The organism is Bacillus sp. CH_70, assembly GCF_038007045.1.
Classification (GTDB): domain Bacteria; phylum Bacillota; class Bacilli; order Bacillales; family Bacillaceae_G; genus Bacillus_A; species Bacillus_A cereus.
Window position 1 is genome coordinate 3,469,705 of sequence record NZ_JBBOWL010000001.1, and the last position, 15,684, is coordinate 3,485,388.

Genomic DNA, 15,684 nt, shown 5'->3' on the forward strand with positions numbered 1-15,684 from the left:
TTCAAAATTTCGAAAAATGACTTTTTCTATTTTCTTGTTTTCGCTTATGGTTCCCTACCTTAACAAACTTTTTTTGTTCTTTCAAGTGAACGAGCACTTTTCATTACATTTGAAAACCTTTATAAACGCCTTTATCCCAGTGGATTACAATGATTTTTTAAGAAATTAAAGTAATAATATTCAGAAAATTAAACAGTGTTTTTTCACACCTTATTTTTATTCGTTTACCCGATAAATTTTAAAAGAAAAAGCCATACAAATGTATGACTTTTAGCTTATTGACGTCTCAATTTTCGCTTTCTCTACATATACTTTACGAAATTTCATATAGCATCCAATACGCCAAGGTACTATATAACAAACCGCAAGAGTATAGAAAAGAATGCCGATTGACTTTGGATCTAAACCTTGTAAATGTCTTCTAAAATAAGCACGTAAAAGAACGATAACTAAAAATGTAGCAATAAAAGCGATACTTTTTTTTGCATAAATTTGACCATCTTCTCTGACTTCATACCCACTTAAAATAATAAGTGGAATTGACAATAACAGTCCGATCCCAGCAGCTATACCAATTTGCCAATCAGCAAGTTGTATCGGTGCAGCATATAAAGAAAAACCTGGTAATAAGAAAAATAATGGCAATAGTAGTCGTCTTCCTTTATTATTAATTGGTCGATTCATAGAGCGCATGCGTCTAAATATAACGACCCCTATGACGAGTAAAAAAATTGTAATACTGTAAGAACCTTGCTGCAAGTGAATCTCTCCCTAAAAATAGTCATTTTTAAAAATACTTCCCTATTATACTCCTAATTTTTCCAAAAATATGATTATTCCTTTAAAAAATCTTACATATCAAATATACTTTTAGGTTTGATTTACTATAGGAAACAATTCCGAAAGAGGAACTACTCTCCCCACCTCGTCTTTAAACACAATATGCTCTCTAGTTAAATGGCGCGGGCTCTTCACTCCCGCTGCCGCTGCTAATGAAAATAAACTATATCTCATACTAATAATATAATTCATGACTCGCCACTTCTTCTCATACGGATCTAACGCTTTTTGATAATGCGGATTTGTCGTGGCTACACCAGATGGACATTGGCCAGAATTACATTGAAGGGCCATAATACAGCCGCTTGCCATCATAAATCCGCGGGCTGAACTTACAGCATCCGCCCCAATCGCTAAAGCAATCGCCACTTTATCTGGTGTGATTAATTTACCCGATGCAAATACTTTAAACTTGTTACGGACACCATAATGGTTTGCTGTATCGATAAATGTAAGTAATGCTGGAATAAGCGGCAGTCCCATACAATCTGCCATCGATTTATACGTTGCCCCTGATCCGCCTTCTGAACCGTCTATTGTAATAAAATCTGGATAAATGTTTAGTTCTTTCATTGTTTTTATTAAATCTTCCAAAGGCTTCTGCTGACCAATTACAATTTTCATTCCAACTGGTTTACCGCCGCTTTCTTGCAACTGTTGAATAAAATAAAGTGTATCCGCTGCATTCTTTAAAAATGAAAATCGATTCGGTGAATTAATCGTCTCTCCCTTTCGGACGTTGCGAACAAACGCAATTTTCTCATTTACTTTTTGCCCCTCTAAATGACCACCACGTATTTTAGCACCTTGCCCAAATTTCAATTCGAATGCTCTAATATTACTTTCTTTCACTTTCTCCATGAATTTTCCCATTGAAAAATTACCGTCTTCATCACGGTATCCAAATAACCCTGGACCAATTTGCGCAACGATATTCGCTCCTGTATGTAAATGTTCTGGAATAACGCCACCTTCACCCGTATTAATCCACGATCCGCCTGCCATTTTTGCTCCAAGACCACTCGCTAAAATATAATTTTCTCCAATCGCACCATAAGAAGTCGCAGATGCACCAAACATGCCATGTAGCTTCCACGGATATTTACGGTTCTCACCGACTATAATTGCATCATCTTCTTCGTACAGCCAAAGATTCGTTGTATCCGCTGTCAATTTTTCTCTTCTTGAAAATAACCCTTCTTTATGAATCACGTACTTTTTACCCTCTCGCTCTTGCGTGAGATTCACACTTAATTCCTCCGTTAATATCGGAAATAATGTATTAGCAATATAATATCCAGAAGCTTCAAAATCTCGTTTTGATCCAAAACCAAGTATTTCAGAGCGATATTTCGCTAAAAACATAACACTTTGAAAATCATAACGTGAGAAAGGCTTTCCATCCGTATCATGATCAAACCAATATTGTCGAAATTCAGGCCCTATCTTTTCCAGTAAGTAGCGCATTCTTCCTAAGTACGGATGTAATTTTAAAATAGAATGATGTGTTCGTTTTTTTATAAAAAATGTAATGATAAAAAAGACGATTAAAAGCAACATTAAAAATAGTAATATACTAATAATAACGAGTAGCGTTTCACTCATCCCGCTTCCCCCTATGAAATTCCATAATAAAAGGAGAACACTAGATGTGTTCTCCTTTTATCTTTATTCATACTAACGTAGCAAGATGCTCTTTCGCGTCATATTCAACTAAACTTTCAGCGTGTTTAATTCGATGAACAAAGTCTGGATTAGCAATTAACGGTCTTCCGAATGCCGCTACATCAATCGTTCCTTCTTGCAACGCTTCTTCGGCCTCTTTCGGATTTAAATTACCAACCCCAACAATCGTACCATCCCAATATTTTCTTACTAGTTGATGAAAATTCTTTCCGTCAGCAATCTCTTGGGTATAATTCATCGTTGAAGGATGGATCATCGTTAATCCAACCTCTGTAAACATATTTATGAACGTTTCAATTGCAAACTCAGGGTTTTCCCACATATAAGTAGGATTATCACCTTTGAAAGCAGAGAAACGAAGAAGTGTTTTATTAGCTCCAACAGCTTCTATTACAGCCGCCGTTACTTCTTTCATAAACGTTAACCTTTGTTTTAAATTACCTCCATATTTATCTGTTCGCTTATTCGCAAACTCATACGTAAATTGATCGATTAAATATCCGTGTGCACCGTGAATTTCTACTCCATCAAATCCAGCTTCGATCGCATTTTTCGCAGCTTGTGCGTATTGACCGATCACTTCTTGTATTTCTTCTAACGTCATTGCTTCTGGCGTATCAAACGGTTTACGAAAGCGTGGAACATTTCCCTCTGCAGCGATAGCCGACGGTGCTTGTGGCATTTGACCACCAATTATTTCATGATGACTCATACGCCCAACATGCCATATTTGAGCAATAATCGTCCCGCCTTCTTTATGTACTGCCTCTGTAACAGGTTTCCAAGAATCGATTTGTTCTTGTGTATAAATACCTGGTACTCCTGGGTTTCCTTTTGCTCTCGGACTAATGACAATTCCTTCTGTAATAATTAGTCCAATTCCATCCGCAGCACGTTTTCTGTAGTACTCCACTACATCCGCACCAACTACTCCAGTTTCATTATCTGCAAAGCATCTTGTCATCGGTGCCATCGCTATACGATTACGAAGAGACCAAGCTCCAATTTGAATTGGATCAAACAACTTTGTTTCTTCAACGTTTTCAAAAAATCCCCCAGCATTTACATTTGTTCCTTCATAAATACTCGCTGCTTTATTACTTGAACTTGTCATTTTTCTTCCCCCTAAAAAATCTTACTATAATCGCATCATACTTACTTTTAGATAGTAACGTCAATTTTTACGACTTTACAATAAAAAATTCGAATATCAAAAAAATAAAATACTATAAATAATATTAAAAAAGGTTTCCTTAGAAGGAAACCTTTTTTGTTGACCATATATGGCTGTCAATTCGTTTATCTCTTTAATATAAAAAATACCTTATCAATAGAAGTGAATATGGTTCAGTATTCTTCTAAAAATAATAACTTATATACCTAAAACAATGAAAGCCCTACCTCTCTTTCATCCTTACGGCTCCTCGTCCGTGCCAGTGTGAATCAGGATTGCAAAAATCAAGTAACTATTTTATCGAAGTATTCAATTAAACTTCGAACATTCATAAATGAAATTAAAAAATAAAAATGGATTTGATTGTAGTAATAACAATAGAGGTAATGCTCTAAAAGTGGTTTGAAAGAGTTGAATGTCTTTGAAATGATAAATTTTCTATAATTATGTTCCCAAAAAATTCAAGATCTTTTTTGGGATATAATACATTATTTGTAATGAACCTTAACAAAAGCTTTTTATCTGATTTTCTGTGATACCTTCAATTAATCCCAGTTCACTAATCAAAAATTCATATGCGTTATCTAACATCTTCTTTTCGCTTGCATTAAGTGCTTTTTCTTTCTGTATACGCATTAAATCGCGCACAACTTCAGCACCTTCTTGCATTTTACCCGTCTTTATTTTATCAGTGTTCAATTTATACCTTTGTTTCCACGTAAGTAATCTATCTGATTCCCCATGTTGAAAAATATCCATTATGTGTGCTAATGCGGTTATATCCGTCACTGGTCGTATATTCGAATTCAATATTCTCCCTGCTGGAATCATTAGTTCCATATTACTAGCCGACATTTTTATAACATAATACTGTTGTTTTTCTCCTGAGACTTCCTTCTCTTCTATGGCTTTAATTATACCTGCTCCCTGCATTGGATAAACAATGTTATCGCCAATTTGAAACAAATAATCCACCTCCATATATGGTAACCTTCTCAAGCTTAACACACTTTTAGTTTTTTAGCAAAATTTTTATTTTATCATAAAATTATTTTACGCGTCAATACTTCAAAAGCAAGAAATTAAATTTACATAACACACTATAAAAACCCGCAATTTTATTAACGGTTGCACCCACATTCATTCTCTTTTAACATAAAAACACATTACTACATTTGAGTAGTAATGTGTTTTTGATAAGGCATAGATAAAGATCTACTTTTCCGTCAATATACTAACCTGCTTACTAACTATTTCCCTCGCTAAAAGAAAACTCATAATCACTTGCGCTGCTACTCTACTCGTCATATCCCTGAAATCAAGAGTTGGATCAATCTCTACTATATCCATCCCTTGAACGAGCGGTTCTTTACCAAGGAATTCAATCGCATCTAGTAAAGTCGTACTATCCATTCCACCTGGCCCAATTGCTGGACAACCTGGTGCAAACGCTTGGTCTAGTACATCCATATCGAGAGAAATATAAATAGAAGTCACACCTTGTTTTCTTAACACTTCAATACTTTCCGTGATAATATCTTTTATTTCTCGCTCTCGTACGTCTTTCATTGTATACACTGTTACGCCATGCTCTATTGCATATTCATGGTACGTACGTGCGTTAGCAAAATTACGAATTCCAATTTGAACAAGTTGTTTCCCTGTAATGACATCATTTTCTAGTAAACTACGGAATGGTGTACCATTTGACGGGCCTCCATCATCTAAATTACGTAAATCATGATGAGCATCAAATTGAATAATCCCGACCTTTCCTTTACTGTTTGCAAAGCCTGTTATACTCGGAAAACTAATCGAGTGGTCACCACCAAGAACGATTGGTATCATGTTCGGATTTACTTTCGTTACATGACCAACTGTTTTCGCAATTCGGTTATGACTTTCTTTTATATCCGTCACATGCATCGTAATATCGCCGCAATCATATAAGACACTTTCTTTCATATCGTGTTCTTCTGTAATTGCATATGTGCTGTATGCATCTAACATCGCTCGAATTGTTTTTGGAGCAAAACTTGCTCCTGAATGACTAATAGATGGTTTAGAAAGGGGTGCTCCAATTAAAGCAGCACCGAATATTTCTACGCCTTCCTCCCAATCTTTAATCATCTCACTCCATTTTGTCACTTCACGATCAATAAACTTTGCATTTTTCTTTAAATAGTGGCCGTGCTCCACGATTGTTCACCTCTTGTATATGCAATATTACCATTCTTCCATACTGTATTCACATGACTTACGCCGTAATGATACGGTACGTAAGCATAATTGTAAGCATCCCATAAAACTAAATCTGCCTTACGACCAACTCTAATTTTCCCAGCTACATCACCACGGTTAATGGCATATGATGAGTTAACCGTTACAGCATTCCAAACTTCTTCTGGTGTCATTTTCAGTTTTAGCATCGCAATGCTCATAATAAGCTGAATATTTTCAGTTGGACAGCTACCTGGGTTAAAGTCTGTAGCTAACGCAACTGCAACACCTTCATCAATCATTTTACGACCGCGAGCAAAACTTTCTTTATTTAAATAGAAAGTTGTTCCTGGTAATAAAGTGGCTACTGTATTAGAGTTTGCAAGCATTTCAATTCCTTTATCAGAAGCGCCAACTAAATGGTCTGCTGATGCTGCACCGATTTCTGCCGCTGCTTCCGCACCACCAAGAGGGTCGATTTCATCTGCATGAATTTTCACATCAAAGCCAAGCTCTTTCGCTTTTAATAAAAACTCTTTTGACTCTTCGACAGAGAACACACCTGTTTCACAGAAAATATCAACGAATTCCGCTAATTGCTTCTCTTTCATTTCTGGTAGTAGGTCTAACATCCATTGTAAAAATTCTTTCGATCTACCTTTATATTCTTTCGGAACTGCATGAGCACCTAAAAATGTGGAAACTAAATCGATCGGATGCTCTTTTTGTAATTGTGCAGTTGCCTCTAATTGTTTCCATTCCGTCTCATCATCTAATCCGTAACCACTCTTCGCTTCTACAGTTGTAACTCCGAAAGATAACATACGGTCTAAATGGAATTTCGCTTTTTGAACAAGTTCTTCTTTCGATGCTTGTTTCGTTGCATTTACAGTCGAAAGAATGCCTCCGCCTTGTTCTAAAATTTCTAAGTACGGAACTCCTTGTAATTTTAGTGCGATTTCATTTTCACGAGATCCACCAAATACAAGATGAGTATGCGGGTCAACAAGACCAGGAGAAACCATTTTCCCGCCGCAATCAATAACTTCTTTCGCTTGTAATCCTTTCGCTTCTTCCGCTGTTCCAACGAAAGTAATTACATCGTTTTCAATTCCAACCGCACCGTTTTCGATAACAGGAAGCGTGTTCATCGCTTCCCGTCTTAACAAGCCATCTTCTTGATCCATTGTTAGTAATTGACCAATATTTATTAGTAAAGTGTCCAGCATGTTTTCTCCTCCTTATTTCATCATTGGAATGTTAACGCCTTTTTCTTTCGCAGTTTCCACAGCTAAGTCATATCCAGCATCCACGTGACGAACAACACCCATACCAGGGTCAGAAGTTAATACGCGCTCAATACGTTTTGCTGCTGCTTCTGTTCCATCTGCAACGATAACCATTCCAGCGTGAAGTGAATAACCCATACCAACGCCGCCACCGTGGTGAACAGACACCCAGCTTGCACCGTTTACACTGTTAATTAATGCATTTAAAATTGGCCAGTCTGCTACTGCATCACTACCGTCTTTCATCGCTTCTGTTTCACGGTTTGGAGATGCTACTGATCCGCAATCTAAATGGTCACGACCGATTACGATTGGTGCTGATAATTCACCATTTGCCACCATTTCATTAATGATGCGGCCAAACTTCGCACGCTCACCGTAACCTAACCAACAAATACGTGATGGAAGCCCTTGAAACTCCACTTGTTGACGTGCCATACGAATCCAGTTACATAAATGCTCATTGTCAGCGAATTCGCGTAAAATTACTTCGTCTGTTTTATAAATATCTTCTGGATCACCAGAAAGTGCTACCCAGCGGAACGGTCCTTTTCCTTCACAGAATAATGGACGAATAAACGCTGGAACGAATCCTGGGAAATCGAATGCATTTTTCAAGCCTTCATCGAAAGCAACTTGACGAATGTTATTTCCATAATCAAATGTAATTGCGCCTTTTTCTTGCATTGCAAGCATTGCTTCTACATGTTTTGTCATGCTTTCTTTTGATAATTGTACGTAACGTTCTGGGTCTTCTTCACGAAGTTTCGCTGCCTCTTCTAACGTATAACCTACTGGAATATAACCGTTTAATGGGTCATGAGCAGATGTTTGATCCGTAACTAAGTCAGGGATAATATTACGATTTACTAACTCAGGTAAAATTTCTGCTGCATTGCCTAATAATCCAATTGAAATAGGCTCTTTCTTCTCTTTATACTCGTTTGCAATAGCCAATGCTTCTTCTAATGATTCTGTATACTTATCACAATATCTCTTTTCAATACGACGATCGATACTACGCTTATCTACATCAATAGCAATGACAACACCGCCATTCATCGTTACAGCAAGAGGTTGTGCACCACCCATACCACCTAAGCCAGCAGTAAGTGTTAATGTACCTTTTAATGAACCATCGAAATGTTGACGAGCTGCTTCACCAAATGTTTCATATGTTCCTTGTAGAATCCCTTGTGTTCCAATGTAAATCCAGCTACCAGCTGTCATTTGTCCGTACATCATAAGTCCTTTTTTCTCTAGTTCTCGGAAGTGATCCCAATTCGCCCATTTTGGTACTAAGTTTGAATTCGCTAACAGAACACGCGGCGCGTCTTCATGTGATTTAAAAATGGCAACTGGTTTTCCTGATTGAACAAGTAACGTTTCATCGCTTTCTAACGTTTTTAATGAATCTACGATTGCATTGTAGCTTTCCCAGTTACGAGCTGCACGGCCAATTCCACCATATACAACTAATTCTTCTGGTTTTTCAGCTACCTCAGGATCTAAATTGTTCATTAACATTCGAAGTGCTGCTTCTTGCACCCAACCTTTCGTTTGTAACTCTGTACCTCTTGGCGCGCGAATTGTTTGTTGTACTTTTTCCATTTCAATCTCTCCCTTTTCTCATTTTATAGTGCTGCGTTTACATCTAATCTTTCTTTTATTGAATAATTCGTTTTTAACCAATGCGCAATATTTTCAATATCCGTTGAGAATATACGGTCATTTTTAATAGATGGCACTTGCTGACGACCTTGATGGTAGAAGCTCTTCGTCACTGTACTCATATTTTCAATACCACGATATTCTGCTGCTTGCATTGCACAAATCATCTCAATTGAAAGAACACGTCTTGCATTTTGAATGATCTGATGAGCATGGCGTGAAGCGATTGTTCCCATACTTACATGATCTTCTTGGTTAGCAGAAGACGGAATTGAATCTACACTCGCCGGATGTGCTAACGTTTTATTTTCAGAAACAAGTGACGCTGCTGCATACTGCATAATCATTGCACCAGACTGAAGTCCTGGTTCTGGACTTAAAAATGGAGGTAAATCATTTAATTGCGGATTTACTAAACGCTCAATACGACGCTCTGAAATATTTGCAAGTTCTGCCATCCCTACTTTTAAGAAGTCCATCGCAAATGCAATTGGTTGACCATGGAAGTTACCACCTGAAATTACTTTTTCTCCGCCATCAAAAATAAGTGGGTTATCTGTCGCTGCATTCATTTCAATTTCTAGCTTTTCTTTCACATAATTTAAAACTTGCCAAGAAGCACCGTGTACTTGCGGGATACAGCGAAGTGAATAGGCATCCTGTACACGTAGTTCTCCTTGTTTTGTTGTTAACTTACTATCATGAAGAATGTCACGAATTCTGCTTGCTACATCCACTTGCTCTTTATAACCACGTGCTTTATGAACATTTTCATCAAATGCATCAATAATGCCTTGTAACCCTTCAATTGTCATCGAAGCAATTAATTCAGCTTGATACGCCGTTGCTTCTGCTTCTATATAAGAAAGAACTCCTTGCGCTGTCATCGCCTGCGTACCATTAATTAATGCAAGACCTTCTTTCGCTTCAAGTTCAATCGGCTCAAGACCTTCTTCTGTAAGAGCAACCATTGCATGAACCCGTTTCCCCTTATAGAACACTTCACCTTCGCCTAATAATACGAGCGCAAGATGAGATAAAGGTGCCAAATCTCCACTCGCACCAAGTGAACCTTGTTGCGGAACGACTGGGTGAATCTTACGGTTTACAAACTCAAGAAGCATATTTACAACGAGCGGTCTAACACCAGATACTCCTTTAAGCATCGTGTTCGCTCGTAAAATTAACATACCGCGTGATACTTCTTCTGGGAATGGATCGCCTATTCCACATGCATGTGACTGAATTAAATTATGCTGAAGTGCCTTCACATCTTCTTTTTGAATTAGCACATCACTAAACTTTCCAAATCCAGTTGTAATACCGTAAACGACTTTTCCGTCTTCTACGATTTTCTCAACTACTTCGCGGCATTCTGCTACCTTTTGCATACTAGTTGGACAAGCTGTTACACCTTCTCCTTCAAGTAATAACCTCTTCATTTCTTCAACTGTCAATGTATGTCCTGTTAACGTAATCATCATTTTTCCTCCTTAAAAAGGCAAAAGGGGACCTTATCTTTTTTAAGACAGACTTCTGTCCTAAAAAAGTAAGGCCCCCTTCTAACTAATAGACTATGGGCAAATCATATGTGATTAATTCCTAAACCAATCGCCTCATGCTCAGATCCTTTTACAGGTGCACCAATCGTTCCATAAAGCGCAACAGCAACCCATTCGCCTTCTTTTTTTCCGTCGTATGGTGTACCGCGCACAATCGCAAACCGAAGTCCTACTGTACGAAGAACGTCTGCTAACTGAATTTGACCTCTCGTCACTCCGTACAAAGCTTCCATAATTGCATGATAAAGTGCATGTGTTTCTCTGTAAACGTCTGTTTCAATAACTTGGTTGCTCTTAGCCGCTGTTTCCATTGCTGCGACAACCTTTTGCGAATTCATCGAACCCACTTTCCCCGTACAATACTTCCAACCTTTTGGAATGGATAATACAGGACTTTCATTTTCATCCGCAAGTGCCAACAGCATGGCCATACGACCAATTCGATGTGTTCCTTGAAGAAGCATGTGACTCTCTCATTTCTTTTGAATTATTTGAATATTACTTAATTTAAGAATATATGAAAACGGTTAAATCGTCAATAGTTTAAACTCACATTCAAACATTTTTTTCATCCCCTCCATTTGTGTACACAAATTATTTACACAATTTTTCCAAGCATGCTATAGTCTCACTAACAGATGCAAAGGGGCGAGATTTCAATGACGAAGCGAAAAGATATTCATTTTCGAATTGAAGAAAAATTACTTGCAAGGTTTGAAGCTGCACTCCATTACGAAGGTTTAAAGAAAACGGATGTATTAACACATGCGATCCAACAATTTTGTACGAAAGTGGAATATGAAAAAATGAATGATGTAAAAAGGCAATATAGCGTCAGTAACAATTTACAAACACGTATCGATACGCATAAACATTACGAAGAAAAACAAGTGAATTTAGATGAAATCGTTATTGAACATTTACAACTTCAAGGGGAAGAAAGCATATTAGAGGTTGGGTGCGCTAGCGGAAAATTCCTTTCCCTTTTACAAACAAATGGTCATAAAGGCCTATTAACCGGGTTAGATCAATCCGAAGCTATGCTTGCTGAAGCTGCTAAGACGAATAACTTAATAGAATGGAAACGAGGGGATGCTAGTAAACTCCCTTTCAAAACAAATTATTATGACCTAATAATCGCAAGACATATGTTATATCACATGAAAGATGTTGAAAAAACAATTCAAGGATTCCATAAAGTAATTCGTCCCGGCGGCTCACTTTTAGCTACAACAAATTCTAGTGTTACATTACCTCGTATAGTTGAAATGTGTAACCGCATGTTAGACGCATTTGATTTACCGAAAACAACATCATCAGTCACTCCATTTTGTTTAGAAAATGGTAAAGAGATATTACAATCCGTTTTTCCAACGGTTGAAGAAACAGTTATTCATAATGCGCTCGTTTTTCATCATTCTACCCCAATAGTAAACTATATTTCTAGCATGTTTCCGTCGCTAAATATACCTGATAATACACTTCTTCACGCGGAAATGAAGGTATGGCTAAAAGAAGAAGTAGAAAATGAATTATCACTTCATAACGGTATATGGCGCGATCCGAAAACTTTAGTTATTTATCGGTGTAAAAAAGAAAAAAGCTAGCATTCGCTAGCTTTTATACATTTTCAGATAAAAGTTTCTCCATCATCACATTACCCTTACCGCCATAAAAATTTGTATTATGTTCGTTCGCTATCCCAAAGTAAGAGGCAATCGCTATTCCGAATGGTACAAATGCATGTCCTTGTGCTGTAATAATATTTGAGTGTTGCACAACTTCTTTATACACGAAATTTTCTATTGGAAAACAATCGAACTTTTGATAATCTATAGTCGCAGTATAAGAAATCCCCTTAAATAAGCCCGCTTTTGCTAGCGCATACGGTCCAGCGCAAATTGCCGCCACTAATTTTTCTTGTTCATGAAATTGACGAATGATTGAAAAAAGAGATTTTGCATCTTCCAACTGTACTTCTTCTCCACCTGGAATAAGTATCCCCTCATACTCATCTACACGTACTTTACTTACTTCTATATGTGGCTGCACTTGCAACCCAGTTTCACTTATAATCAATTCTTTTGTTAAGCCCGCTGTAATGATTTCAAATTTATTCTTCAGCAATGCCGTTGCTACTGTTATTTCAAACTCTGCAAATGTTGGGTATACAAGTAAAAGTATTTTTTTCATAGCTCTCTCTCCTTTAACCAGTCCATAAAATATACCTCTAAATCGTCCACTGTTAATCTATTCGTGTCCACATAAGTTACAGGAAATTGTTTATACCAGTCTTTTTCAGTTTCTACTAATTTAAATTGCTCCTCAAACGTACTTCTGTTTCTTGTTCTATCATTATTTTTTCTATCATATACATTCTTCTTCGTAACATCTAAGTAAAAAATCGCATCCGAACGGCATTCTCTTAATTCATATAATTCATCTTTCAATTCAGCTTCTATATCCCACTCTTCCCCTATAATCGTTGGATAAAAGAGTGTAAAAAAACTCAATATCTTCTGGTCCGCGATCAAAAATTACGACTGAATCTTTCACATTTTGAAACTCCTTAATTTTTGCTTCAATAAACATTTTTTGATTTATGATAAACCCTTCTTTTGAATTCATATCCAAATTTAATCGCTTTCGCTTTTCTACAATTGGATAAGGATTTTCATATATAACCGAAAGCCCACATCTCTCTAACCTTTTAGCCAATGTTGTTTTTCCGCTAGCCATCGGCCCTTGCAGTGAAATTACGTATACCATACCTCTCATTCCCTTACACTTTAGTACACCTATAATATACAGAATTTTTAAAACTCTCAACATTATATATATCATCTTGTTTCTTATTCCTATCTAACTTATAATAAAAAATAGAGATTATGACGGACGCATCAATAATGTAAGCTTGGAAATCCAAGCTTACATTATTTTTTGCTTTCCCTTTTCGAATAAAAAGAGTATACTAGATTAGAACGTATGTTCTTAATGATTACATACAGTAAGGAGATAGAACAATGGTATACGACACAAAAGCAATTTCTTGGAATGAGTCTTTAAAACAACTTCAACGCCGCTATACAAACAAACAAGTTGACCGAAAAGAATTTGAGGATATTGAACTAATGGAATTCTTCCGCGATAACGACTACATTTCTTTACCTACACATATAAGCGGCCTATCAAAAACACGTTTTACTTCTTACTCTATTTTCACAACTGAAGATAAAGATCGTAAAGTTGGCACACTTATTATTGAGTATGTTGAAGACGATAATAATAATTTATGTGTTGAACAACTATACTTCGTTTAAACTATAACGCTTGGTCAAAATGACCAAGCGTTCTTGCTTTCTATGAATCTCACTGTATATAATATGAATAAAAGAAAACCGCTATCATTAAGGGGGGATATGCTTGCTCGAAGGATGGTTCAGTTGGTTCATTGTATTATGGACGGTTATTTTATTAGGGCTTATGTCTATCGGTGGATACTTTATGTTCAGAAAATTTTTAAAACGATTACCAAAAGAAGACGGCATGTCCATTTTGGATTGGGAAGAACACTACATAAATAAAACGAGACATTTATGGGCTGACGAACAAAAACAATTGTTAGAAGAGCTTGTAAGCCCTGTTCCAGAACTATTTCGCGATGTTGCAAAATCAAAGATCGCTGGAAAAATCGGGGAACTTGCATTACAAGAAAATGCCTCTCGAATTACACAAGACTTAATTATTAAAGGATATATCATTGCCACACCAAAGCGTGATCATAAATTTTTAATTAAAAAACTACAAGAAAAAAAGATTGATTATTCTAACTATCAATCTTTACTCGCAAAGTAACTCCATATTATTTTCGATAAAAAAGACAGCGCCTTTAACGCTGTCTTTTTATTTAGTACATATACAGTTTTTAAGTTAGCTTCATATCTTTTTCATTATAAAAACCATCTTCTTTTTCCATTTCCTTCTGTAATTTCGTAAAGGAACGATACATTGCAATTCTCCATGACACAATCATCGCAAACGCAAGTAAGAAGAACATGCCACTAAGTTGTCCTAAATCAAGAGATTGGCTTAAGTATGTTTTAAATACAATCCGCACGACAAGTAATCCAATTAATATAAAAACAAAGGCTTTTGAACGCTTCAAATAAATCTCTTGTCCTCTAATTTCAAACTTAGATGTTTTAATAAGAAAAATAGAGAAAATCAAACCGACACCAATTGCTTCTAACATTTCTGCTGGAGTTAATCGAAATTCAGGAAAAACATACATCAATGCGCCCGTACTCATAAAAAATGGTGGAAGTATAATTTTTTTCAATGTTGCAGGTTTCTTAGCTGCTTTTAAACGAATAAACATCGCACCGACAGCCATACAAACAGCAACGATACTGGATAAAACAACTATGTTCATATTTTCTCATCCTTTTTTGTGGCTATATGCAAAATATACTTTCATTATATGCTTTTCCGTTAGTATTTCCAACATTTTCGCAGAATAATACTAAAAACCGGTAAAACCACCAAATAAACTTGAGAAATATACGATAATTTTCGTCATCCAGTTAAAGTATAGGAAGACACCCATAACAATCATAATGTATCCTCCGACTTTCATGAAGGCCATACTATTTCTTTTAATCCAAGACATTTTCGTAATAAAAAATGACAGTACGAAAAACGGGATAGCAAATCCAAGTATGTAAGCAATCATGTATATCATTGCTGATTCTGGATTTGTTGCTGCTAATCCAATTACGGACACTAGAATTGGTCCGGTACATGGCGTCCACCCTGCTGCAAAGGCTAATCCAATTAGTACTGATCCAAAATAGCCACTTGGACGATTTTTAAATGTAAATTTACGGTCTTGCATTAAAAATTTCGGCTTAAACACCCCGACAATAATTAAACCGAACACGATGATAAAGATACCACCTAACTGTCTGATTAAATCTTTATAGTCAGTAAAGATTCCTCCAATAAAACTTGTACCAAATCCAATTGCAATAAATATAATTGAAAATCCAAGTAAGAAAAACGCTGTATGTATCATACTTCTTTTGCGAAGCATTGCATTTTCTTCTTTCAATTCAGAAACCGACATACCTGTTATGTACGATAAAAATGCCGGATAAAGCGGTAAGCAACATGGGGAAATAAATGATAAGAACCCGGCGCCAAACGCTAAAAAAATACTAATATCTTGCATCATTCCACTCCT

15 protein-coding genes and 1 pseudogene are annotated in these 15,684 nt (G+C 36.5%); 3 read left to right on the forward strand and 13 right to left on the reverse strand.

The window, feature by feature from the left end; translation table 11 throughout:
• Positions 1 to 270: 270 nt before the first annotated feature.
• From N2V79_RS17505 to hutP, 9 genes are all read right to left on the reverse strand, one after another.
• Positions 271 to 759, reverse strand: a complete 489-nt coding sequence (locus N2V79_RS17505; protein ID WP_340720111.1) for a cytochrome c biogenesis protein CcdC — start codon at positions 757 to 759, stop codon at positions 271 to 273.
• 111 nt (positions 760 to 870) lie between these two features.
• On the reverse strand, positions 871 to 2,445 hold the full coding sequence (locus N2V79_RS17510; protein ID WP_000005167.1) for an FMN-binding glutamate synthase family protein: 1,575 nt from the start codon (positions 2,443 to 2,445) through the stop codon (positions 871 to 873).
• 67 nt (positions 2,446 to 2,512) lie between these two features.
• Complete coding sequence (locus N2V79_RS17515) at positions 2,513 to 3,640, reverse strand: alkene reductase (RefSeq protein WP_000204578.1); 1,128 nt, start codon at positions 3,638 to 3,640, stop codon at positions 2,513 to 2,515.
• Positions 3,641 to 4,204: 564 nt separating this feature from the next.
• Positions 4,205 to 4,666, reverse strand: a complete 462-nt coding sequence (locus N2V79_RS17520; protein WP_014482101.1) for a CarD family transcriptional regulator — start codon at positions 4,664 to 4,666, stop codon at positions 4,205 to 4,207.
• Between the two features lie 249 nt (positions 4,667 to 4,915).
• Positions 4,916 to 5,899: a formimidoylglutamase gene (gene hutG / locus N2V79_RS17525; protein ID WP_340720112.1), complete on the reverse strand. Its 984-nt coding sequence runs from the start codon at positions 5,897 to 5,899 to the stop codon at positions 4,916 to 4,918.
• Positions 5,878 to 7,149, reverse strand: coding sequence for an imidazolonepropionase (gene hutI / locus N2V79_RS17530; protein WP_071714694.1), 1,272 nt, complete (start codon positions 7,147 to 7,149; stop codon positions 5,878 to 5,880). The genes hutG and hutI overlap by 22 nt, the downstream gene beginning before the upstream one ends.
• Before the next feature lie 12 nt (positions 7,150 to 7,161).
• Positions 7,162 to 8,820 carry a urocanate hydratase gene (gene hutU / locus N2V79_RS17535; RefSeq protein WP_000416938.1) on the reverse strand — a complete coding sequence of 553 codons (1,659 nt, stop codon included), beginning with the start codon at positions 8,818 to 8,820 and terminating at the stop codon, positions 7,162 to 7,164.
• 23 nt (positions 8,821 to 8,843) lie between these two features.
• Positions 8,844 to 10,361, reverse strand: a complete 1,518-nt coding sequence (gene hutH / locus N2V79_RS17540; RefSeq protein WP_069356088.1) for a histidine ammonia-lyase — start codon at positions 10,359 to 10,361, stop codon at positions 8,844 to 8,846.
• A gap of 104 nt (positions 10,362 to 10,465) precedes the next feature.
• Complete coding sequence (gene hutP, locus N2V79_RS17545; protein WP_000926516.1) at positions 10,466 to 10,906, reverse strand: hut operon transcriptional regulator HutP; 441 nt, start codon at positions 10,904 to 10,906, stop codon at positions 10,466 to 10,468.
• Positions 10,907 to 11,101: 195 nt separating this feature from the next.
• On the opposite strand from hutP, the gene N2V79_RS17550 reads away from it, so the two are divergent.
• Entirely contained in the window at positions 11,102 to 12,049 is a 948-nt protein-coding gene (locus N2V79_RS17550) for a class I SAM-dependent methyltransferase (protein WP_000166750.1), read from the forward strand.
• Positions 12,050 to 12,062: 13 nt separating this feature from the next.
• Here N2V79_RS17550 and N2V79_RS17555 read toward each other — a convergent pair whose 3' ends face one another.
• Positions 12,063 to 12,635, reverse strand: a complete 573-nt coding sequence (locus N2V79_RS17555) for a DJ-1/PfpI family protein (protein WP_340720113.1) — start codon at positions 12,633 to 12,635, stop codon at positions 12,063 to 12,065.
• Positions 12,632 to 13,220, reverse strand: a pseudogene (locus N2V79_RS17560) (AAA family ATPase). The gene N2V79_RS17555 and the pseudogene N2V79_RS17560 overlap by 4 nt, the downstream one beginning before the upstream one ends.
• A gap of 245 nt (positions 13,221 to 13,465) precedes the next feature.
• Here N2V79_RS17560 and N2V79_RS17565 point away from each other — a divergent pair.
• Both N2V79_RS17565 and N2V79_RS17570 read left to right on the forward strand, forming a co-directional pair.
• Entirely contained in the window at positions 13,466 to 13,762 is a 297-nt protein-coding gene (locus N2V79_RS17565; protein ID WP_000262400.1) for a hypothetical protein, read from the forward strand.
• A 103-nt stretch (positions 13,763 to 13,865) separates the two neighbouring features.
• The gene (locus N2V79_RS17570; protein WP_000889378.1) at positions 13,866 to 14,297 is read left to right on the forward strand and encodes a DUF2621 domain-containing protein; all 432 of its coding nucleotides are present in this window, start codon (positions 13,866 to 13,868) and stop codon (positions 14,295 to 14,297) included.
• Between the two features lie 70 nt (positions 14,298 to 14,367).
• On the opposite strand, the gene N2V79_RS17575 is transcribed toward N2V79_RS17570, so the two are convergent.
• On the reverse strand, positions 14,368 to 14,874 hold the full coding sequence (locus tag N2V79_RS17575; protein ID WP_001028640.1) for a CcdC family protein: 507 nt from the start codon (positions 14,872 to 14,874) through the stop codon (positions 14,368 to 14,370).
• 90 nt (positions 14,875 to 14,964) lie between these two features.
• The gene (gene ccdA / locus N2V79_RS17580) at positions 14,965 to 15,672 is read right to left on the reverse strand and encodes a cytochrome c-type biogenesis protein CcdA (RefSeq protein WP_001152676.1); all 708 of its coding nucleotides are present in this window, start codon (positions 15,670 to 15,672) and stop codon (positions 14,965 to 14,967) included.
• Positions 15,673 to 15,684 lie beyond the last annotated feature (12 nt).